This is a genomic window from Flavobacterium sp. NG2, from assembly GCF_034119845.1.
Lineage (GTDB): Bacteria > Bacteroidota > Bacteroidia > Flavobacteriales > Flavobacteriaceae > Flavobacterium.
This window is the reverse complement of the sequence record NZ_CP139420.1, coordinates 3,539,462-3,564,212: the sequence shown is the minus strand read 5'-3', so window position 1 is coordinate 3,564,212 and position 24,751 is coordinate 3,539,462. Positions and strand designations below refer to the sequence as shown.

14 protein-coding genes are annotated in these 24,751 nt (G+C 36.4%); 13 read left to right on the top strand and 1 reads right to left on the bottom strand.

The genetic code is table 11. The features are described 5' to 3' along the window. Positions 1-3 precede the first annotated feature (3 nt). Genes SLW70_RS14420 through SLW70_RS14400 form a run of 5 tightly spaced genes read left to right on the top strand, consistent with a single transcriptional unit; the run spans position 4 to position 6,542 of the window. Positions 4-1,563 (top strand): sulfatase, encoded by a 1,560-nt coding sequence (locus tag SLW70_RS14420; protein WP_320889320.1) that lies wholly within the window; start codon positions 4-6, stop codon positions 1,561-1,563. A gap of 10 nt (positions 1,564-1,573) precedes the next feature. Beyond that, positions 1,574-2,851, top strand: a complete 1,278-nt coding sequence (locus SLW70_RS14415; protein WP_320889319.1) for a glycoside hydrolase — start codon at positions 1,574-1,576, stop codon at positions 2,849-2,851. 58 nt (positions 2,852-2,909) lie between these two features. Next, positions 2,910-4,025, top strand: coding sequence for a glycoside hydrolase family protein (locus SLW70_RS14410; RefSeq protein ID WP_320889318.1), 1,116 nt, complete (start codon positions 2,910-2,912; stop codon positions 4,023-4,025). Then, positions 4,025-5,473 carry a sulfatase gene (locus SLW70_RS14405; RefSeq protein WP_320889316.1) on the top strand — a complete coding sequence of 483 codons (1,449 nt, stop codon included), beginning with the start codon at positions 4,025-4,027 and terminating at the stop codon, positions 5,471-5,473. The genes SLW70_RS14410 and SLW70_RS14405 overlap by 1 nt, the downstream gene beginning before the upstream one ends. 10 nt (positions 5,474-5,483) lie before the next feature. Continuing rightward, positions 5,484-6,542 carry a glycoside hydrolase family protein gene (locus SLW70_RS14400; RefSeq protein ID WP_320889315.1) on the top strand — a complete coding sequence of 353 codons (1,059 nt, stop codon included), beginning with the start codon at positions 5,484-5,486 and terminating at the stop codon, positions 6,540-6,542. 5 nt (positions 6,543-6,547) lie between these two features. On the opposite strand, the gene SLW70_RS14395 is transcribed toward SLW70_RS14400, so the two are convergent. Then, the gene (locus tag SLW70_RS14395; protein WP_320889314.1) at positions 6,548-6,778 is read right to left on the bottom strand and encodes a substrate-binding domain-containing protein; all 231 of its coding nucleotides are present in this window, start codon (positions 6,776-6,778) and stop codon (positions 6,548-6,550) included. 307 nt (positions 6,779-7,085) lie between these two features. Here SLW70_RS14395 and SLW70_RS14390 point away from each other — a divergent pair, with 307 nt between their 5' ends. From SLW70_RS14390 to SLW70_RS14355, 8 genes are all read left to right on the top strand, one after another. Then, entirely contained in the window at positions 7,086-8,600 is a 1,515-nt protein-coding gene (locus tag SLW70_RS14390) for a sulfatase-like hydrolase/transferase (RefSeq protein WP_320889313.1), read from the top strand. A gap of 29 nt (positions 8,601-8,629) precedes the next feature. Beyond that, positions 8,630-11,851: a glycoside hydrolase family 2 TIM barrel-domain containing protein gene (locus SLW70_RS14385; protein WP_320889312.1), complete on the top strand. Its 3,222-nt coding sequence runs from the start codon at positions 8,630-8,632 to the stop codon at positions 11,849-11,851. Between the two features lie 2 nt (positions 11,852-11,853). Then, a complete protein-coding gene (locus tag SLW70_RS14380) occupies positions 11,854-13,254 on the top strand; it encodes a sulfatase-like hydrolase/transferase (RefSeq protein ID WP_320889311.1) in 1,401 nt (466 codons plus the stop codon). A gap of 25 nt (positions 13,255-13,279) precedes the next feature. After that, entirely contained in the window at positions 13,280-14,971 is a 1,692-nt protein-coding gene (locus tag SLW70_RS14375; RefSeq protein WP_320889310.1) for a hypothetical protein, read from the top strand. A gap of 110 nt (positions 14,972-15,081) precedes the next feature. Further along, positions 15,082-18,258: a glycoside hydrolase family 2 TIM barrel-domain containing protein gene (locus SLW70_RS14370; protein WP_320889308.1), complete on the top strand. Its 3,177-nt coding sequence runs from the start codon at positions 15,082-15,084 to the stop codon at positions 18,256-18,258. A 47-nt stretch (positions 18,259-18,305) separates the two neighbouring features. Further along, positions 18,306-20,144 (top strand): sulfatase-like hydrolase/transferase, encoded by a 1,839-nt coding sequence (locus SLW70_RS14365; protein WP_320889307.1) that lies wholly within the window; start codon positions 18,306-18,308, stop codon positions 20,142-20,144. Positions 20,145-20,529: 385 nt separating this feature from the next. Then, positions 20,530-22,287, top strand: a complete 1,758-nt coding sequence (locus tag SLW70_RS14360; protein WP_320889305.1) for an arylsulfatase — start codon at positions 20,530-20,532, stop codon at positions 22,285-22,287. Between the two features lie 217 nt (positions 22,288-22,504). Beyond that, positions 22,505-24,709: a glycoside hydrolase family 3 C-terminal domain-containing protein gene (locus SLW70_RS14355; protein ID WP_320889303.1), complete on the top strand. Its 2,205-nt coding sequence runs from the start codon at positions 22,505-22,507 to the stop codon at positions 24,707-24,709. Positions 24,710-24,751: the final 42 nt, after the last annotated feature.

Genomic DNA, 24,751 nt, shown 5'->3' with positions numbered 1-24,751 from the left:
AATATGATTAAAGTTCTTTATAAATATTCCTTTTTAGTTGCTTTTTGTGCTTTTAGCCTTTTGAGTTTGGCACAAAATAAAACGCCCAAAAATATCATTCTAATACTTTCAGACGATCATGCCTATCAAGCTATTAGTGCGTATAATGATAGATTAGCCACTATTGCGCCAACCCCTAATATAGACAAATTAGCCAATGAAGGGATTCGTTTTGACCGTAGTTATGTTGGGAATTCTATTTGTGCACCCTCACGAGCCACAATTTTGACAGGTAAACACAGTCATAAGAATGGAGTACTTACACTCAAAGAAAGCTTTGATGGCAGCCAACCTACGATAGCGAGTATCTTGCAAAATGCTGGCTATCAAACGGCAATTATTGGCAAATGGCATTTAAAAAGTGAGCCAGTTGGCTTTTCATTTTGGGATGTATTGATAGATCAAGGAGATTATTATAATTCGGATTTTAGAACAGCCAAAGGGACTGAAATTCATAAAGGCTATGTTACTGATGTGATTACTGATAAAGCAATCAATTGGCTTGAAAAAGGAAGGGACAAAAAACAACCTTTTATGATGATTGTTGGGAATAAAGCACCTCATGCCAATTGGATTCCGCCTTTACAGTATTTAAACACTTTTGATAATGTTACCATTCCAGAACCTCAAAATTTATTTGATACACATGATGGTCACATTAGCGAAGCCAAGCAAATCGATATGACTTTAGACGAAATGCCTATGGGATGGTACTGTGAAATTTGGTCAGAACCCAAAAATGTTCCTAATATCTACGAAGATTATGGCGGGAAATTATGGCAAAGAGCTTATGGAAGACTTTCAAAAGAAGAAAAACAAACTTTTGATAGTGCTTTTAAAGATAAAAATGAGGCTTTCGCCAAAGCAAATTTAAAAGGAAACGACCTAATCCGATGGAAGTACCAACGCATCATGCAAAATTATTTGGGTTGCATAAAATCAGTAGATGATAATGTGGGACGTTTGATGGCGTATTTGAAGGAAAATAAATTAGATGAAAACACCTTAGTGATTTATACTTCTGACCAAGGATTGTTTTTAGGCGAACATGGATTTTATGACAAAAGGTTGATGTATGAGGAAGCGTTTAGAACGCCATTGATTGCTTATTGTCCATCAATAATAAAAGGTGGAAAAGTGAGTAATGATTTGGTTCAAAACATCGATTATGCTCCCACTATTTTAGACTATGCAGGAGTTCAAATTCCGAAAGAAATTCAAGGGAAAAGTTTGTTGCCCGTGATGACTCAAAAGAAAGTTAAAAATTGGAGAAAGAGTTTGTATTACCAATATTATGATTTTCCAGGCGGCCACAACATTGCTAAACACGAAGGAGTGCGCACAGATCGTTATAAATTAATTCATTACTATGATTTGAATAAATGGGAATTTTATGATTTGAAAAAAGATCCTACTGAAATGAAAAGTCAATACATCAGTCCAGAGTATGCTAAAGATATTGCTTTACTGAAAATAGAATTAGCTAAACTGAGAAAACAATATCAAGTTCCATCATTAAAATAAAAATGAAGAAATGAAAAGTAAAATTATTATTGCATTAATAGGAAGTGTTTTAGTGTCATGTTCTGCAAAACTAGATACTTCTTCCAAAAAGAAATCAACTAGTGTTTTTCCATTCAAAATGCCTACTGAGAAACCTAACATTTCGTTAAGCACATCCTCTGAGCGTATGTTTGAATATTCAACCCCTAGGGTTCAGGATAATGAATTGTTTTCACAATTTAAGTACACCAGATTAAAAGGATTTGATTACAACAACGGGGACGGAACCATTTCTCGTCGTGACCCTTCAAGACCTATCTTGGTGAATGGTAAGTATTATATTTGGTACACAAAACGACATACAACTGTTCCTCCAATAGGTTGGGATCGTGCTGCTGAGGCTACGGATGTAATCCCATCAACAGACTGGGACTTATGTGATATTTGGTATGCAACAAGTACCGATGGTATTACTTGGGAAGAAAAAGGAGTTGCAGTGTCAAGACCTGCGAAACCACAATCGGGCTGGCGTTCTGTAGCTACTCCTGATATATTAGTTTGGAAAGGGAAGTATTATTTATACTACCAAGCCTTTGATGAACCTAGCGGACTAAGAGGTGATTTATGTCCTGTTTCCGTTTCTTACTCTGATTCGCCTGATGGACCATGGATACACGGAGGTGATAAAGTAATTCCTTTTGGAAAAGAAGGCGAGTGGGATCAAAACGCAACACATGATCCACATCCTATAGTTTACAAGGGTAAAATTTATATTTATTACAAAGCCGCTTATAACAAATGGCCAAATGATAGGTCACATTATGCCGTAGGTCATGGAGTAGTAATTGGAGAAGATCCTTTAGGTCCTTTCAAAAAACATCCATTAAATCCTGTTATGCAGTCGGGTCATGAAACTACCTATTTTCCATTTAAGGGAGGGGTTGCTGCTTTGGCAATTAAAGATGGTAACGAACGTGAAACGATGCAGTATTCAGAGGATGGAGTAAATTTCAAAATTGCAGCAGGATTGTCATTAACCCCTACTGCGGCAGCTCCTTTTTGTCCAGACGCTTTTACTAATTCAGGTAATGGAAGAGGATTTACTTGGGGATTGTGTCATTTTGTTAATGCTGGAACACCTCAAAAAAGTTATTCCATTATGGCTCGTTTCGATTGTGATTTAAGTTTGGACTATAATGAACCCGCCTTCAAAGACACTGGTGTTTGGCATAGGCCCGAAGTTTATTTTGCACAAGGTGTAGAATCTATTTATGAGCATCCAGAAGGCCGTGGCGTGAAAAAAAAGTAGTCTTTTTTATATTGGATTATTAAAGAAATAAATACCATCATTAATATAAAACAAAGGAATGAATAAATCAACTTTATGGTCACTTGTAATCACTTCAATGGTATTGATTTCTTGTGGTAAAAAAAACACCAAAACCAGTTCGACTATCAGTCCCGATTTCAAAATAGAATTTGGAAAAGTAGCCTCAAAATCGGTTTTTAGCGAAAAAGGAATGAGCGTTTGGGGAGGTTCATTAATCAAAGGAGATGATAATTTGTATCATTTGTTTTATTCCCGATGGCCAGAAGCTCCAGGCTGGATTTGGGTTTCACATTCAGAGATTGCTCATGCGGTTTCTACTTCTCCTTTTGGACCATTCAAATTTAAAAATGTAGCCCTTCCCGCAAGAGGAGTAAACTATTGGGACGGTTTAGTGACACATAATCCCACTATCATAAAAGTCAAAGGCAAATATTATTTGTATTATATGGGAAATACAGGGGATGGTAAAGTTTTAGGAGTTCCTGGTAAAGAAGAATTGAACTGGGTACATCGTAACAACCAACGGATTGGTGTAGCAGTTGCCAATGATCCAAACGGCACATTTAAAAGATTTGACAAACCCTTAATTGATGTGAGCAGTGATGATAATGCTCCAGATGCTTTGATGACTTCTAATCCTTCTATTTGTCAACGACCTGATGGCGGTTTTACTTTAATTTACAAGGGAGTGGGTAAAAAATTTCCGTTGCCCAGTGGAGGCCCTGTGGTACATCTTGTTGCCACATCCGACAGTCCAACAGGCCCTTTTGTTAAATCAGAAAAATTAGTTTTTCATTTTGAAGGCGAACGATTTCCAGCCGAGGATCCTTATATCTGGTATCAAGACGGTAGGTACAGAGCCATTGTCAAACGAATTAAAGATACCGGAAAAAGTCGGATATTCTCACTGGTGCAATTTGATTCTGAAAACGGAATCGACTGGCAACCGGCTAAACATCACGAAATTTCGGAACGTATTGTACAATGGGAAAATGGAAGGGTACAGCAGTTTACTCATTTAGAACGTCCTCAAGTATATATCGAAAACGGAAAACCGATTGCCTTACTTTGCGCTGCAGATACTTTGGATGCGAATAAAGTAAGACACTCATTTAATATCCAAATTCCCCTAATTATCAAAAAAGATAAATAATGAAGTATTTTATAAATAGCATTTTTTTAAAAGCATTGCTATTGATGTTAGGAATCAATGGTTTGGCACAAAACCGCCCCAATATTCTATGGATAAATGCGGATGATTTGGGGATAGAATTAGGTTGCTACGGCAATCCAGATGTAAAAACTCCTAATATTGACCGCTTGGCCAAACAAGGAATTTTGTATAAAAGAGCCTATGCCAATGCTCCCATTTGCTCCCCAAGTCGCTCATCGATGATTACAGGTATGTATCCGCCATCTGTAAACAGTCACGACCATAGAACCATAAATATGACTCAGTTACCCCAAGGAACTGCACCCATAACCACTTATTTTAAAGCGCAAGGGTATTTTTGTACGAATGGGAATTCACATAATATGGCAAAGAGTGGGAAAGAGGATTTTAACTTTTTAGCAGAGAACCTTTTTGACGGAACCGATTGGAAACAACGAACCAAAGACCAACCCTTTTTTGCTCAAGTTCAAATTCATGAACCCCACCGCGATTTTGTCCGTGACAAAGATAATCCAGTGGCAGCTGATAAAGTGCATTTACCCGAATGTTATCCTGATTACCCCATTATACGAGCCGATTGGGCTTTATATTTAGAAAGTGTGCAAGAATGCGACAAACAAGTAGGGCTTATTTTAGACCGATTAGAAAAAGAAGGATTGGCCGATAATACGATTGTATTTTTCTTTGGCGACAATGGACGTCCGCATTTGCGCGATAAACAGTTTTTGTACGAAGGAGGTTTGAGAGTCCCTCTGATAGTGCGTTACCCCAATCATTTTAAACCAAAAATAGAGAAAGAAGAATTGGTAAGTTTGATTGATGTAACGGCAACTTCTTTAGCATTAGCAGGAATTGTACCACCAAGTAATTTGCAAGGAACTATTTTTTTAGGCAAAAAAGCGCAGAAAATAAAATACGTTTACGGTTTTAGAGATCGTGCTGGTGATGCTGTCGAAAATATGCGAAGTATTTGCAATGGCAGGTACAAACTCATCTGGAATCGAACTCCTGACGGCCCTTGGATGCAATTGAGTAGTTACAAAAAAGCCCAATATCCTGCCTTTTCTTTGTATAATGTTTTGTATAAAAAAGGAGAATTGACAGCACCATTTAATCAGTTTATGGCAGCAACAAAACCTGTAATTGAATTGTTTGATCTTAAAAAAGATCCAATGGAGTTTAATAACCTAGCCGATTCCAAAAAATATAAAAAAATAAAAAAGCAATTATTTCAAGAGATTTCGACTCAAATGGTGGCTTTTGAAAAAAACAGGATTCCAGAGGATGAAAAGACCATTAAAAAAGCAAAAAAAGAGTCTTTAGAATATTATGTAAAGCAAATAAAAACACATAATCAATCCTTTACAGCCAAAACTACAGATGAAGAATTGCTGAAAGATTGGGAGAATCGATTGTTGAAAAAATAAATTAATTCACATGAAATATATTGGAATAATACTGCTATTAGTATTTGTAAGTTGCAAAACAGCTAAAGTCGACGATGACTTTAAAATAACATTCAAAAAAGTACCATTATCTGCTAAGTTTGAGAATGACAGTATCAGCATTTGGGGAGCTTCTATAGTTAAAGGTGACGATAAACTGTACCATATGTATTATTCTAGATGGGATAAAGAGTTAGGTTGGGCTTGGGTCACGCACTCTGAAATCGCCCATGCGGTTTCCAAAAGTCCGTTGGGACCGTGGAAACATAAAGATGTAGCGTTACCCATTCGAGGGGCTAACTATTGGGATGGCTTATGTACTCACAATCCGACAGTTCACAAATACAATGGGAAATACTACTTGTATTATATGGGAAATACTGGGGATGGAAAAGCGATGGGGAATAAATTAAACCCCATTCATCGAAACAACCAACGCATTGGTGTAGCCTTTGCCGATAATCCAAACGGGCCTTGGCAACGATTAGACAACCCTATTATTGATGTGAGTCCAGATCCCCAAGCGATGGATGCATTGATGGTTAGCAATCCTTCTATTACTCAAAAACCAGACGGAACTTACTTGATGGTTTATAAGGCTGTTGGAAAAAAGAAGCCAGGTATTATGGGTGGTCCCGTGGTGCATTGTGTAGCCACATCGGATAATCCATCAGGGCCATTCAAGAAGTATGATAAACCAGTTTTCTTGGCAGAAGGCCATGATTTTCCTGCAGAAGATCCTTTTATTTGGTACCAAAAAGGAAAATACAGAGCTATTCTGAAAGATATGCATGGTGCTTTTACCAAAGAAGGGAAAGCATTGGTTTTATTTGAATCGAATGATGGTTATGATTGGAAATTATCCAAAAACGCATTGGTTTCTAAATTAGAAATTAATTGGGAAAATGGGAATCTTCAAAAAGTAGAACATTTGGAAAGACCGCAATTGTATATTGAAAATGGTGTGCCAAAAGTATTGCTTTGTGCTTCGGATATTGTTGATGAAAATGGTGTTTTACAGTCTTTTAATGTTCAGATTCCTTTGAAGTAGTTTGGTCAAATAATAATTTTAACCGAAGACTCTCTAATATTTAACATTCCATCTAGGACAATAGTTTGAGGTATAAATGTTTCAGGATTTTCTATCTGTGATAATAACATTTTTGCAGCTTCAACACCAATATTATTTACAGGTTGCATAACCGAAGTTAAGGGCGGGTCAATAAGAGTAGCTATTTTACTTTCTGTAAAAAATCGCTTAATTGTTCTTCTAGCACAAAGTATCAATGAATGGTTTGTATTAGAAACAAATAACTGTCGAGCTATTGTAGTTTAAAATATAATGTAAAAAGGTGTTTGTTGTAATACGCCAATTTTAATTTATTACTATCTAATATTTAGCATTTTGGTACGCTGAATCACTGTATTTTAAATGATTTAACCATTTGTTTCAGTTATAAAACCATTTGAAGCGTCCATTTTAAGATTAAAAATGAATCTTTGTCATGTTAGTTTTAGTTAGTTTGTTTAGTTATAATACTCGCTGCTCTTTAATTATGAGGGCGAGTATTACTTTTTTATTATTATCCCAAAAATGAAAATTAAATCTATTATATTTTTAGTCTTATTAATTACAAACTACAATGTTCATTTGTTTTCTCAAAAAGCCGAAAATAGAAAACCCAATATCGTTTTTATTTTTACAGATGATCAAACCTATACTTCCATTCATGCTTTAGGGAATAAAGAAATTCAAACACCCAATATGGATGCTTTGGTCAAAAACGGAACCACCTTTACTCATGCGTATAATATGGGCGCTTGGAATGGAGCTGTATGTGTAGCTTCACGTGCAATGTTGATTTCAGGCCGTTTTTTATGGAGAGCAAATGCCATTTCAGACGAATGGGCTCAAAAAGAAAAAACAGCACTCACTTGGGGGAAATTAATGGAACAGCAGGGCTATGATACCTATATTACGGGGAAATGGCATGTGGAGGCCGCTGTGGACAAGGTATTTCAACATACAAAGAATATTCGAGGTGGTATGGCAGCTGATGCTTGGAACCACGGCAAAATGGTTGCCACTTTTGAAGCTATTAAAAAAAATAATGGTTCTTTTGATAAGGTGCCAATGCCAAATGGCTACAACCGTCCGTTGAGTGAAGATGACAAATCTTGGTTGCCTTATAATACTTCAAAAGGTGGTTTCTGGCAAGGAGGAAAACATTGGAGTGTAGTTTTAAAAGATGATGCTATTGCGTATATCAATGAAGCAAAAACGAAAGAAAATCCTTTCTTCATGTATCTCGCCTTCAATGCTCCGCATGACCCTAGACAGGCGCCTAAAGAATATCAAGAAAAATATCCATTGCGTAAAATTTCGGTTCCCCAAAGTTTTTTACCAGAATATCCTTTTAGAAGAGATATGGGTAACAATAATAATTTAAGAGATGAGGCGTTGGCACCCTTCCCAAGAACAAAATACGCTGTAAAAGTACATACCCAAGAATATTATGCCAGTATTACCTATGCCGATGAGCAAATAGGTTTGATTCTAGACGCTTTGAAAAAATCAGGTAAAATGGACAATACTTATATCATTTTTACCGCTGACCATGGTTTAGCCATGGGGCGTCACGGTTTAATGGGGAAACAAAGTTTGTTTGATCATAGCATCCGTGCTCCCTTTGTCATAGTAGGTCCTGATATTCCTAAAAACAAAAAAGTTGATGCCGATATCTATTTGCAAGATGCCATGGCAACGGCTTTAGATTTAGCAGGTGCGCCCAAACCAAAATATGTAGAGTTCCATAGCTTGATGGATTTGGCCAAAGGCAAAACCACTAAGAGCAATTACAAAGGGATTTACGGAGCCTATTTGGATCTTCAACGAATGATTCGCAAAGACGGTTATAAGTTAATTGTTTATCCTAAAATCCAGAAAGTATTGTTGTTTGATTTGAACAAAGACCCCGAAGAAATGCAGGATATAGCAGGTCTTTCAGCTAATAAAATCAAAGTAAAAGCCCTATTCCAAAACCTACAACAACTCCAAAAAGAAATGGGTGATCCATTAGATATAAGCAATATATTTCAAACCTTATAAAACATAATTAAATTTTAAATATCAATCCCTTGAAAACTAGTATTCTTTTTTCGGTTCTTTTTTTATCCTTTAGTCTTTTTGCGCAACAAAATGATTGGGAAAATCCAGCGGTGAACCAAATCAACAGAATGGCAGCGAGAGCCACTTTTTATTCTTATGAAAATGAAACTTTGGCTAGAGAAAACCAAAGAGAAAAATCATCTTGGTTTCAATCCTTAAACGGGGATTGGAAATTCAGTTGGGTGGCTAAACCTGCTGATGCTTCGACAAGTTTTCAAAAATCAGATTTTAATACATCGGCTTGGAAATCAATTGATGTTCCTTCTAACTGGGAAATGCGTGGGTATGGAATTCCTATTTACACCAATTCGACCTATCCTTTTTTCAGTGATTTTCCTTTTATCAACCACCATGACAATCCTGTTGGGCATTATGTAAAAACCTTTGATTTGAACGATTCTTGGAAAGACAAAGATGTGATTTTACATTTTGGAGGCGTATCATCGGCTTTTTATGTTTGGGTCAATGGCCAATTTGTTGGTTATAGTGAAGACACCCGTTTACCATCCGAATTTGATATCACCAAACACCTTACAAAAGGCAAAAACAAAATTGCCGTAAAAGTATATCGTTGGTCCGATGGAAGTTATCTCGAAGCCCAAGACCACTGGAGAATGAGCGGAATCGAAAGAGAAGTCTATTTGCAAGCCGTGCCGAAAGTACGTTTGTCTAATTTCACCGTTCGTACCGATTTAGATCAGAATTACGAAAATGCCTTATTGCAAATTCGTCCTGCTTTTGTAGCCAATATTGCCGATAAATACATTGAAAAAGTGGGGCATTTTGGGGATAATCCATTGCATACAACGATGGATAATTGGACTTTAACCACCCAATTAGTAGATGCCAATGGAGTAGCTGTAGGGGATAAAAATGTAATGAAATTGCAAAAGTTTTTTGGCGAATATTATCCGCAACGTGACAATGTCGATTTTGCTATGATTGAAACCGAAGTAAAATCACCAAAAAAATGGTCTGCCGAAAATCCATATTTATATACTCTTTTATTCACGGTCAAAGATGACAAAGGCAATCCTATTCAATACACCAGCACCAAAGTGGGTTTTAGAGAAGTAGTAATTGACAACAAAGGGCGTTTCTTGGTCAATGGAAATCCTGTAAAAATGATTGGTGTAAACCGTCATGACCATCATATGACTAATGGGAAAACGGTTTCAAGAGCCGATATGGAGCGTGATGTGCAATTGTTGAAGCAATTCAATTTTAATGCTGTGCGTACCTGTCATTATCCAAATGACCCTTATTTTTATGATTTGTGTGACCAATACGGAATCTATGTAATGGACGAAGCTAATTTGGAAACCCACGGTATCAGAGGACGATTGGCAAATGAGCCAGAATGGGGTGCTGCATTTCTTGAAAGAGCCATTCGTATGGTCGAAAGAGATAAAAACCATCCGTCAGTGGTGATTTGGTCTTTAGGAAATGAATCAGGAAAAGGACCTAATCATGCGGCTATGTCGGCTTGGATTAAGGAATATGACCCTACAAGATACATTCATTATGAAGGTGCTCAAGGCGATGCGACGGATCCGAGATACCAAAAGAAATTCAATTCTAAAATGGCCAATCCTACCGACCCAAAATGGGTTGATATGTTGAGCCGTATGTATCCAACACCTCAGGAATTACAAGACTTGATTGACGAAACTAGTTTTGATACCCGTCCAGTGGTGATGTGTGAATATGCGCATTCTATGGGGAATTCTACTGGAAATATGAAAACCTATTGGGATGTGATTTACAAAAATGACCGTGCCTTAGGAGGTTATATTTGGGACTGGATTGACCAAGGATTGGTTAAAAAAGATAAAAACGGCAAAGAATTTTTTGCATACGGAGGTGATTTTGGCGACAAGCCTAATAGTGGTAGTTTTTGCTTAAACGGTATCATTACCGCCGACAGAAATCCAAAACCAGCGACCTACGAATGCAAGTACGTAAACCAGCCCGCAGTCATTACAGCTATTGATGCAGCCAAAGGGAATTTTGAAATCTACAATCGCCATCATGCAGTGGATTTGGGACAGTATGATTTAGTGTGGAATCTGACGGAAAATGGTAAATCGATTCAATCAGGAACGCTAGGTGCATTGGCTACAAAACCTTTTCAAAAAGAAGCTTTGAATGTGAATTTGAAAAAGATAAATTTCAAAGCAGGACAGGAATATTTTATGACTATCGAAGGGAAGTTGAAAGAGAACACCCTTTGGGCCAAAAAGGGATATGTGGTATTTGAAGAGCAATTTGAAATAGCAAACCCAAAACAAAAAGAGGTTTCGACTTCGAAAACATCTAGTTTAGAAGTACAGGAATCAGCGCAAAACATTCGCGTAAGCAACAAAATGATTGAAGTGGAAGTTGATAAAAAATCAGGTTATGTACATCAATTGAAAACAAATGGGGTTGAGGTTTTAGCAAGTCCGCTGAAATTAAATTTTTGGAGAGCAGAAACAGAAAATGATGAAGCCTACCGTAATGCTAAAAAGCTTTCGGCTGAACTAGATTGGATGAAAGCAGGAGATCGTTTGGAAGTACAGTCGGTAAAAGTAAATGCAACTGATAAATCAAATGTTGCCGTAACTGTAAAAGGATTGATTGCTAAACCTAAAACTGAAATTACTTTAGTATATACAATCCAAGGAGACGGAAAACTAAAAGTAGATTATTTGGCATCAATTGATAAAAACGCTCCGAATGTGCCTAAAATCGGGATGCAGTTTGATACCAATAACCAATACCGTAATCTAAGTTATTTTGGAAAAGGGCCTTTCGAAAATTATCAAGATAGAAATCTAGGTTCCAAAGTAGGTTTGTATAGCGGAGATGTTTTTGCTTTAGACCAAAGTTACATTTACCCAGAGGAATACGGAAATCGAATGGATACCCGTTGGTTCATTTTGAACAACAAATCAAACAAAGGATTTAAAGTTGCTCAAGGAGAAAAAAGACTCAATTTTAGTGTTGTTCCTTTTAGCACGATGAATTTACAAGAAGCCAAGCACACCAATGAATTAGAAGACAGAAAGGTTTTGACTGTAAATATTGATTTGATTCAAATGGGTATTGGCGGAGATGATACTTGGTCAAAAAGAGCAGAACCTCACCCTCAATTTATAGTAAAGCCAGGCACTTATTCCTATTCATTTTATATTCAATCAAATAATTAAAAATGATTCAATCAAAAATTGCTGTAGCTTCAATATTGGTTTCAGGGATATTTTTATCCACTGTTATTCAAGCACAAAATAAACAACAAAAACCCAATATAATTGTCATTCTTACCGATGACCAAGGTTGGGGAGATGTAGGTTTTAATGGGGCTACGGACATCCCCACTCCCAATTTAGATCGAATAGCTAAAGAAGGGGTGATTTTCTCTAATGGGTACGTTTCGCATCCCTATTGCAGTCCGTCGAGAGCAGGATTAATTACGGGGCGTTACCAAGCGCGTTTTGGTCACGATTGCAATATTGCCGATGATGGTTTGAACAACCCAACAGTAGGAACCCCACTTTCAGAAAAAATGATTCCAGAGGCTTTGAGAGAGCAAGGGTATCGAACCAGTGCCATTGGGAAATGGCATTTAGGAGATCATCCTGATTTGCGTCCCAATAATCAAGGTTTTGACCATTGGTTTGGTTTTCCTGGTGGCGGAATGAATTATTGGGGAACTCCAACAGATGCGATTCACACGGTTTATCGCAACGGTATTCCTGTTCCAGAAAAAGAACTCAGCTATTTAACGGATAATTTTACGGAGGAGACTATTAAATTTATCAATCAAAAAGATAAAAAACCATTCTTTATCTATCTAGCTTACAATGCGCCGCATGCTCCAGATCAAGCGACTAAACAATATTTGGAAAACACCAAACACATTGAATACGGTGGCAGGAGCGTCTATGCCGCGATGGTCAATGGAGTGGATGCAGGGGTGGGCAAAATCGATTCTACCTTAGTGGCAAATGGGATGAAAGACAATACCATTATTGTTTTTTTGAGTGATAATGGCGGTCGTGCTGAACATGCAGACAACCGTCCCAATCGTGGTCACAAAGGGATGATTTTTGAAGGGGGTATCAAAGTACCTTTTTTCATGACTTGGAAAAACGGACTAAAAGGAAATCAAGTATATCAAAATGTGGTTTCATCCTTGGATTTATTCCCCACTTTCTTAGACGCCGCTGGTGCCGATTTTCGTAAAGAAAAACAATTGGATGGAACCAGTTTGTTGCCTTATGTGAGAGGAGAAAATAAAGGGAAACCAAACGATTTATTGTTTTGGCGTTCCGTAGGAGGTTTTGAATACGCAGTTCGCAAAGGCGATTATAAATTGTATAAGAGTGCGTATAAGAACAAAACCATGCTTTTTAATCTCAAAACTGATGCTTTAGAGCGTTATGATATCGCTGCGGCTAACCCTACTATCGTTAAACAATTAGAAAAAGAATATCAACTTTGGGATGCCAAAAATCTTGTGCCAGGATGGCTTGACCCACATCCAGAAAATGTTATCAAAGAAGAGAAGGTTTTGCAAGATACCCGTAAAAAGTCTCTCCGTAAATTATAATCAGTAAACAAGAGTAGTTATATTTATGAAAAAGACATTGTTTTTTTGTATCGCATTCGTTTTTCAGTTACAACTAGTATTTGCTCAAGTAAATGAAGTTTCTGAAAGATACCCAGTGCTTTACAATATGGTGCATCACAATCCTGGTGAACCTAGATTTAATACAAAATATACTGCTCCTGAAAGCATTAAACAATTGGGGTATAATGGACAGGTTCCTAAATTTGAAATCCAATGTGCCGTCACTTATGATGATTATGAAAACAACTTAGTGCCTGATAGAACCGCTGAAAAATTATGGATTGAACGTAAATCTGCAGATGTCAGGATACAATTAGATAAAGCTGTTAAAGCGGGAATGCCTTTTTATCCTTTTATGGATGTATTGGTAGTACCACAATCAGTAATGAAGAAGTTTGGAGAGGAAATGAAAATAGACGGAAAATTGTCTATTCAAAAAACAAGAACCCAAGAAATTTTAAAAGCACAAATAGCTGAAATTTTTTCAAAGTTTCCCGAATTAGGGGGACTTACTATACGTTTTGGAGAAACCTATTTGCACGACACTCCTTTTCACGAAGGAGATAGGCCTGTGTATTCTCCCGAAGATCATATTAAAATCATTAATATCTTAAGAGATGAAGTCTGTGTAAAACGAAATAAAAAACTGATTTATAGAACTTGGGATTGGGGGAAGATCAAGAGAAAATTCCATTTGGTACCCGAGGTCTATCTAGATATTACAAATAATGTTGAGCCCGATGCTAACCTGTATTTTTCAATTAAACATGTTAATGGAGATTTTTTACGGGGATTACCTTTTAATAAAACAATTGGAATTGGTAAACACCAACAAATTGTTGAAGTTTCCATTAATCAGGCAGGAATGTATGGCAAAAATGCGTACCCTTATTACATTGGGAAAGGAGTGATTGAAGGTTGGCCAGAAATGGAACAAAAAAAAGGTATTCGTGACTTATACAATAACAAACAGGTAAAAGGATTCTATACCTGGACATGGGGCGATGGGTGGTTTGGCCCTTATTTTGGAAATGAATTTTGGATGGATCTAAACACTTATATCATTAAAGAATTTGCCAAAAAACCTTTGCAATCGGAAGAGCAAATTTTTAATGATTATACTAAGAATGTATTAAAAATGACTCCAGAAAATAGTCGTAAACTAAGAGAATTATGCCTGCTGTCAGTGGATGCTGTTTTCAAAGGACAAGCAACAAGCATTCAGGACACCTCTCCATGGTGGATTCGAGATCATTTTTTTACTGCTCAAAATATGTCAGTTTTTGTGAAAAATGGTGTGGATAAACAAGTATTAGAGGAGAAAAAAGAAAACCTTAAAAGCTGGTATGCAATGGAAAAAATAGCTAGCAGCATCAAACTTCCAAATAAAGTGGATGAAGATTTTATAAAGGTATCAACTACTTACGGACGTATCAAATATGAGTTGATAGAGTTAATTTATCGTACTCAAATTATGTTTGCTAGAATGGAAGTAAAAGGTGAAGTTTTAGATCGTAATGAAGCCCAACTAATTGTGAAAAATTACAAAGCAAAGTGGGATGAGTGGACCAAATTAAAAAAGGAGAATGCCAATTGCCCAACATTATCTGTTGATTATGAATCGATTCATTGTGAAGGAAACCTCCCCTTTATAAAATCTATCGAAAAATTAGAGGAGTTGTTGAAAACAAAATAAAAAGGAAATCTTAGAAATTTTTCTTAACCACTTAGTTTAAAGTTTAAAAAAAAATAAAAGCACAAGCAATCTAGTTACGTACGATTGATAGTGCGAAAAAATAATAGGAAATGAAAAATATAACTTTTTTAATTTTATTGATAGGACAGTTTTTTTCCTATGCGCAGGAATTTCACAAAGACAAACAAGTCTATACTGTAGGAACTGAACCCCATGTGGCTACACATTATATACTTAAAGATAGTACTGTAGCTTTAGGTGGAGATTATAAAACGTCTCCTTATTTCAAAAGTTTAGATGGTAACTGGAAATTCCATTGGGCTGAAGATGAAACGAAAACTCCTGCCGATTTTTATAAAGTTGATTATGATGTTACTAGTTGGAAAACGATTCCTGTGCCTTCTTGCTGGGAAAGACAAGGTTATGGTGTGCCTTCACACCGTGGATTGGAAACTTTAATTAGAGGAGGAAAAATTAAGGTGCCTAATTTACCAAAGGACAATCCTGTAGGTAGCTACCAAACGACTTTTGAAATTCCAGACAATTGGCAACAAAGACAAACTTTTTTACACTTTAATGGTGTAGGTAGTGCCTTTTATGTTTGGGTAAACGGAAAAAAAGTGGGCTACGATGAAGACTCTTTCACAAGTTCGGTTTTCAATATTACTCCCTATTTACAAAAAGGGAAGAACACTTTGGCTGTTCAGGTGTATCGATGGTCAACGGGCAGTTATTTAGAATGTGGTGACACTTGGACTTTTAGTGGGATTTTTAGGAGTGTGTTTTTACAAAGCCGACCTAATGTACAAATACGGGACTTTTTTTTAAGTTCAGATTTGGATTCTTTGTACCAAAATGCCGAATTCAAAGCTAAAATTAAAATTTACAACAATACGGATGAAGTAATTCAAAAATACAAAGTACAGATTGGTATTTATGATGAAAGGAACAAATTAATTTCAGACCCTAAATTTGGCACCAAAGGAATTGGTTGGAAACAAGGTGGCCCAGGTACCGAAACAGTTTTCGATTGTTCCACCCTGATAAAGAAACCAAAACTGTGGTCAGCGGAGCATCCAAATTTATTTACAGTAGTATTGACCTTAATTGATCCAAAAGGCAAAACAGTTGAAGTAACCCGTAGTCGATTTGGTTTTAGAAAAGTTGAAATCAAAAATTTACAATTGCATGTAAACGGCCAGCCTATTCTCATAAAAGGAGTCAATCGAGGAGAATCTGACCCCAAAAGTGGCAAGACTTTATCCACTGAAACCATGATTCAGGATATAATTTTGATGAAACAGCACAACATCAATGCCGTTCGTTCTAGTCATCATCCAAATGATCCACGCTGGTATGCGCTATGTGATGAATACGGACTTTATGTGATGGATGAAGCGTTGGAATCAAGTGATCAATCCATTCGAACAAATGTATTGCCGGGGAGTGATATCTCTTGGTTACAAAGTTCTTTGGATAGAGTAATTGCTATGGTGGAGCGCTCTAAAAACCATCCTTCTATAATTATTTGGTCATTAGGAAATGAATCGGGTTACGGACAAAATTTTGCATTATTCAGTGATTATATCAGAAGATTTGATCCTACTCGTCCTATTTCTTATGACGGTAGAGAAACCGATTGTTGGAATGTAAAAGATTATTTTGACATGAACAGTTCCATGTATCCTTTTATCGAAGACGCTCCTAAACAAGACCATTGGAAATTGTTGAGTTTTTGGGCTAAACCTAAATACAATAAACCCTATATCATGATTGAATATGCACATGCTCAAGGGAATTCCTTAGGGAATTTTGGTGAATATTGGAGGGTGGTTGAAAAAACACCTAGTTTTATGGGAGGATATATTTGGGATTGGGTGAATCAAACCTATGATGAAAAAATGCCTGATGGAACTGTACGCCAAAGCCACCGATTGGATTATCATCCTGTTGACAGCTTAGCGGTAAATGGTGATTTTTCAAAAATTGATGATTTAGATAACGAATGTGCCAAAGGAATCGTATTTGCTGACCGTACGCCAAAACCATCTTTATTAGAAGTAAAAAAAGCGCATCAATTTATCGATACAAGATTGGATACGGAACGAAATACATTTGTAGTTAGAAATAAATACAGTTTTACTAATTTGAATGCATTTTCTGGAAATTGGACCATTTTAAAAAATGGTGTTGTGGTTAAGAAAGGGACTCTAACTAATCTAGATGTTGCGCCAAAAACTGAAAAAGGCTATTTCATAAATCTACCAAAGTTTGAAAATAATGCCGAATATACCCTTAATTTTAGTTATCGATTGATAGAAGATGCCTCTTGGGCAAAAGCGGGTTTTGAAATAGCCAAAGAAGAAATTATTTTACAAAAAACACAGCCCCAACTTACAAAAGCATCCGGTACAGTAACTTTAGGGGAAACAACAACTGAAATCACTACAAAAAGTAGCAGTGCACAGGTTCGTTTTGATAAACAAAGTGGAAAAATTACCTCAATTAAAGTTCGTGACAAAGAGTTGATTGCACAAACAGGAGAAATAACGGGGCCTTCGCTAAATGTATATCGTGCTCCTTTAGAAAATGATAAACCTTATAGAAAAAATTGGAGATTAGCTCAATTGGATAATTTAAATCAGAAAGTACTTTCTATCAAAACAGCGCAGCTAAACAAATCATTGGTGAGAATTAGTATTGTAAAGGAATTTGCTGCTGATTCCCTTGTTTTGCAACATGAATGTGTGTATGATATTACAGGGCAAGGTCAAATTAGAATGAAAAACAAAGTTATTCCTCAAGGCGGAAAAAGTCTAGAAACTTTACCAAGGATAGGATTGAAATTAGGACTTTCAGAAGGTCTTGAGCAAACAAATTGGTACGGGAGAGGTCCACACGAAAATTACCCCGATCGCAAGGAATCGGCCTTTTTAGGTAATTACCAAGCAACTGTAACTGATATGTTTACACCTTATGTTGTTCCACAAGAAAACGGAGCCAGATCAGATGTACGAAGTTTATCCCTTTCATTAAAAAATGAAAAACGACCTGCCATGCAAATTACATCAGGTACACCTTTTATTTTCTCAGCGCTACATTATGACGCGAGTGATTTAATCAAAGCTTCACGCCCAGAATTTTTAAAAAAGAGAAACGAAACAATTCTGTCATTAGACGCTGAAATGCTTGGGGTAGGAAATGCAAGTTGTGGACCTAAGCCATTACAACAGTATTTCGTTCCTGTTAAAACCTATGAATTTGACTTTACACTTCATTTGAACTAATAAAAAAAATCAAAAACTATTAATATCATTCCTTTAATCTATTTTTTATGAAAATCAGAAGAATTTTAAATTGTTGCTTGTTAGCGTTATATGCTACTACTAATTTGGGTTTCGCTCAAAAAGTGCAACCTAATATATTATGGATATTGACAGACGATCATCGTTATGATGCTGTGCGTTCTTTTAATAAAATGCTCACCGGAAATGAAATGAGTGAACTGGGTTATGTTGAATCACCTAATATTGATCGTTTGACAACTATGGGAACTACTTTTGTTAATACCTATTGTCAGGCTCAGGGTTGTGCTCCTTCGCGAGCGTCTCTGCATCTAGGAAGGTATCCTTTTCGTTCAGGGGTATACGAATTTGAATACTACAACAATAAAGCAGCACATTTTAAACCCACCTTACCAGAGCAATTAGCTAGTTTAGGGTATCAAACGTTTCGTATTGGGAAATTGGGTATGCGTATCAAAACACTTAAAAATGGTAGAGCAGTACCACATGAAATATACCAAAACAACTTTGATTTTAAACCCTTACATAAAGACGGTTATACCGATTGGGGTAAAGATTGGATGTATGAAATGGATGGGATAAAACTAGATAAACCCATACAAGATGTACAGTTTTTTGTAACCCCTGAGGGAAAGTTTGAGTATGCTTCTAAAAACTTAGAAAATTATGATCCAAAATATAAAGGAACTGCTGCTGCGGCTATGAAAAAATATGATTTGTTGAGACATTACAATAAAAAAGAAACCACTAACGACCCATTTGCATCGGAAATTTTGGCTGGGGTAAGTCCACGCAAAGCAGGTGAAACAAAGGATGGTTATTATGCTTCAATTTTTCAAGATTATCTTAAAAATCAAAAGCCAAAATTTACTGTGGGCTCTCAAACGGTTAACGGAATAGATGCGTCCAAACCTCAGTTTTTTTATATAGGATTTGATTTTCCGCATACTCCTGTCTTACCTCCGGCAGATTATAGAGCGCGTTTCCAAAAGCATACCTATAAGGTACCTCAATTTGATGAAAGCGAACTAAAAACGATGGCGAAACAAATGAAAAAGCAAGTGGAAGCGGGATACAGTGATCATTTTTCTGAAGCCGATAAACATAAGATGATCCAAGATTATTTTGCCTTCTGTGCGTATGGGGACGATTTAATTGGAAAATCGGTTGATGCGTTTATCGCCTATAATGAACAACAAAAAAAACCTTGGTTGATTGTTTACATAAACGGTGACCACGGTTGGAAACTGAATGACCATGGCGCGGTTGCTAAATTTACACCTTGGGACATAGATGCTCATAACCCTATAGTAGTGGTTTCTTCTGATAAAACTAAATTTCCAGCAGGAAAAGTGGTAATGGATTATGCTGAGTTTGTAGATGTGGCGCCCACTATTTTGGCAGCGGCTGGTGCTGATATCAAATCAGAACCTTATAAGTACTTAGACGGTATGGATTTAGCTGCGGTTGTGGCCAATAAAGCTCCTAAAAGAGATTATGTGGTAGGTGAAAGTCATGCTGTGACTGGACCTAGAGCTTTTATTAGAACAAAAGACTATGTCTTTTCGATGCAAACACGTCCAACCAAAGAACGAGGAAAAGACATGGACTGGGCTTTAAATGCCAGTTATGAAGCGTTGGATCCTGCCTTATACGATATGAAAAAGGATCCTCATGAGGTGAATAATTTAGCTTTTGATAAAAAATACCAAAAAATAGCTAATGAAATGAAAGAAAAGCTAATAAATATAGTATTAGGTGATAATAGAGTGGAAGTAGGATGGGGAAATAAAGCTGATGGAACTACAATTTATACTAGTAATTTTGCTCCTGGCTCGCATGATTATAAATTACAGCTAAAAAAATAATACTATTTATTTTAAACACAATCAACCATCATAACGTTATTTTATGATGGTTTTTTTATTGTTTCTTTTTTAAAGGTTTAATGTTTTTTGAATTTTGTTAAAAAATATTATTATTCAATAATGAATCTTGTTTCATATATAAAACTAATAAAAAAAATCATATCTTGCACTCTATTAACCAAAGCTACTAATAGATTAAAAAATAATCAAAGAAATTTACATGCTATTAGATTTGAAATAGGTCTGTTGTGTATAAAGTCTTTGCTTATTACTATTTTTTTTAAAAGAGAATTTAAATGAGGACTTTTTATTGAAGCAAATTAACCCGTGTTTCAAAAGTTTTCTAATGCTTAAATACTCATTTTAAAACTATAAATTAATTTGAATGAAATATTTATATCATTTTTTAGTATTGATTTCAGCAGTGATGTTTGCTCAAAAGCAACCCAATGTAATCTTAATTTTGACTGATGATCAAGGGATAGGAGATTTGGGATGTCAGGGCAATCCATGGCTAAAAACACCCCATTTGGATGCCTTTTATAAGCAATCTGTTCGAATGACTGATTTTCATGTGAGTCCTTATTGCGCCCCTACACGTAGCGCTATTATGACGGGTAAATATCCCATTAATAACGGCGTTTGGGCCACTTACAAAGGACGCGATGCCTTATCGGGTAATCCAACTACTATGGCCGATGTTTTCAAACAAAATGGGTATAAAACAGCATTAATAGGAAAATGGCATTTAGGTGATAATTATCCGAGTCGCCCTACTGATAGCGGTTTTGACGTAGCTATTCAACACAAAGCAGGTGGAGTAGGTGAACTATCCGATTATTGGGGAAATACTTATTTTGATGACACTTATTTTGTAAACAACGAACCCAAACAGTTTAAAGGCTATTGCACCGATGTTTGGTTTGACGAAACAATGAAATTTATCGATACGAATAAAAACAAACCTTTCTTTATTTATTTGCCAACTAATGCACCGCACAGTCCTTGGAATGTGGAAGCCAAGTATGCCGCACCGTATAAACACTTGGAAGGAAATACAATTGTTAATGCTAATTTTTACGGAATGATTGCCAATTTAGACGAAAATTTTGGCAGACTCAATCAATTTTTAAAGGACAAAAATTTACTTGAAAATACCATAGTCATTTATATGACTGATAATGGTACTAGTGGTGGATATAGTCGCAATGGAAAATTAGGATATAACAAAAATTTTAGCGGTGTAAAAGGAGATAAAAATGAAGGAGGACATAGAGTTCCTTTCTTTATTCGTTGGTCTAATGGTAAAATTGAAGGAGGAAAAGATGTAGAAGCCTTAACAGCGCATGTTGACTTGATTCCTACTTTGGCTAGTTTATGTCAATTAAAATTGCCCAAACAAGCGGACTGGGACGGGATTGATTTTTCCGCACTTTTAACGCAAAAAAAAGATAAAGTACAAGAGCGTACCGTTTTCGTGCATCATAGGCAAGATTGGCGTCCACCAATGGATATTGATGAAACTTGTGTAATGAAAGAACAGTGGCGTCTTATCAATGGAAAAGAGCTATATGATATTCATAACGACACAAAGCAACAGCACAACTTAGCCAGTCAGTACCCTGAAATAGTGGCTTTGCTATTAAGAGAGAACAAACAGTTTGTTGATAATGCCAAAAGAAAATCGGAATACATTGAACTTCCTATGAGCACCATAGGAAGTAAAATACAAGACGAAATAAAATTAACTATTCAACATGCCATTGGTGAAGATGCTGGAATTTGGAAATGCGAGCAAGTAGCGGAAGGAATCAAAAACAGAAACAATACTCATGCTCTCGAAGTTGCAAAAACAGGGGAATACCAAATAAGCTGTAGAAGATGGCCGAAAGAATGTCCGGGAACAATTTTAGGAATCCCAAAAGAGAACCCTAAAAATTTATTTGAATACAAAACAATTAAACCAACCAAAGTAAGGATTTCTATTGCAAACCAAATGTTGGAAAAAGAAATTTTACCCACAGATGAAGAGGTGAATTTTAAAGTTCATTTAGACAAAGGAAAAACTCTTTTGGTCAATGATTTTGTTGAGGGAAAAGAATCATACGGAGTATATTACACTTATATCCAAAAAATAAATTAAAACGATGAAACTCTCAATGAGTAACACCGCTATTATTATGCTCCTTTTTTAGGATGTATTTTGCTTTGAATAATCGGGAAAAGTTCAATGCTAACAAGTCAATGAATAGGAAACAAAGTTAAAAGTTTAATGATAAGCTGAGAAAACGTTTGAATAAAGAAACAGAAACAATAAAACGATAATTAAGAATTATACAAACAAATTTTACCCATTACCCATGTACATCAACCGACAATCTATTTACAAAGGATTTACTGCTTTTATGGTAGTGACTGCCTCTTTTGCCCAAAACGTCGATTTTTCTTTTCAAAACAATCATTTACCGATTGACAAAAGAGCTGAAATTCTTGTCTCACAAATGACCATTGAGGAAAAAATTAACCAATTGAAAAATGGAGCTGCCGCTATTCCAAGGTTGAAAGTGCCTGATTACGATTGGTGGAACGAAGCCCTGCACGGAATTGGTAGAAACGGTAAGGCTACCATCTTTCCTCAAGCGATTGCATTAGGAGCTACTTTCGACCCTCAATTAGCCGAAAGAGTAGCATCGGCCATATCGACTGAGGCTCGTGCAAAATATGCAATTTCGCAAAAAAATGGCAACCATAGCAAATATGCGGGATTGACATTTTGGACACCTAATATCAATATTTTTAGAGATCCACGTTGGGGTAGAGGGCAAGAAACCTATGGAGAAGATCCGCTTTTAACATCCAGAATTGGAGTTGCTTTTGTAAAAGGACTGCAAGGAAATGATCCTAAATACTTAAAATCGGCAGCCTGTGCCAAACATTTTGCGGTACATTCAGGACCCGAAAATATTCGCCATGAGTTTAATGCCGAGCCTAATAAACAGGATTTGTACGAAACCTATTTGCCTGCTTTTGAAGCCTTAGTCAAAGAAGCAAAAGTAGAAGGAGTAATGGCAGCCTACAATGCTGTATATGGAAAACCTGCTTGTGCTAGTGATTTTTTATTGAAAGAAACCCTAAGAGATAAATGGAAATTTGATGGCTATGTCACTTCAGATTGTGGAGCGGTTAGTGGTGTTTATAACAAACTAAAATATGTGAAAACTGCTGTTGAGGCAGCTGCTGTGGCTTTAAATTCCGGAACAAATTTAGAATGTGGGACTACTTATAGTCAATTGAAAAAAGCCATAGACCAAGGTTTGATTACAGAAAAAATGATTCACGACCGTACGGTTCAACTGTTTAAAACACGCTTTAGACTAGGAATGTTTGACGAAAAGGGTACGGATAATCCGTATTTGAATTTTGGGATTGAAAAAATTCATAGTCCAGAACATATTGCGTTGTCTAAAGAAGTAGCTCTAAAATCAATCGTACTCTTAAAAAATAAAAATAATATTTTACCCTTGTCCAAGGACATCAAAATACCGTATGTAACAGGCCCTTTTGCTAATTCTAATGATATGTTGATGGGAAGTTACTATGGCGTAACATCGGGTATGGTAACTATTTTAGAAGGAGTTGCCGATGTGGTTTCGCCTAGCGCTTCGTTGAATTATCGAAGTGGGGTTTTGCCGTTTCATAAAAATATCAATCCAAAAAATTGGGCACCTTTTGAAGCAGGAGAATCAGATGTAACCATTTGTGTGGTAGGATTAACAGCCGATAGAGAAGGGGAAGAAGTAGATGCTATTGCTGCTGAAAATGTGGGCGATAAAGTTGATTTGAAATTACCTCAAAGCCAGATTGATTATGTCAAAGAAATTGCTAGCAAGATAAAAGGGAAACCCTTAGTTCTTGTAATTGCGAGTGGAAGTCCTGTTTCGCTAGAAGGAATTGAAGAGCTATGTGATGCGATTGTTCAAATTTGGTACCCAGGTGAACAAGGCGGGAATGCCGTAGCTGATATTCTTTTTGGAAACAGCTCTCCTAGCGGACATTTGCCTATTACTTTTCCTAAGAATGTGGCGCAATTACCAGCTTATGAGGATTATTCTATGAAAGGTCGTACATATAAATATATGACTGAAGAGCCGATGTATCCTTTTGGTTTTGGGTTAACCTATTCTAAAACCGAATTTAGGAATCTGAAGTTGAGTACTAGTAATTTAAAAGAAAAACAAACCTTGACAGTGACGGTTGAGGTAGCTAACACAGGAAATTACGATATCGATGAGGTAGTGCAATTATATGTGAATCCAATGGAACTGAGTGGAGGAATACCATTAAAGAGTTTAAAAGCGTTTGAACGTATAAGTTTGAAAAAAGGAGAAAAGAAAAGCATCAACTTCAAGCTTACTCCCAATAATTTAAAAGTGGTTAACGAGCAAGGACAAAGTGTTTGGAGAAATGGAAACTACCAGCTTGTGGTAGGGAATGCATCGCCAGGAGCATTAAGTACAAGGCTAGGAGCGGCAACACCACAGACGGCAATATTGCAATTAAAATAGAGTGAAATAAAAACAGTAATATTCAATTCGGATTAAAAGAAA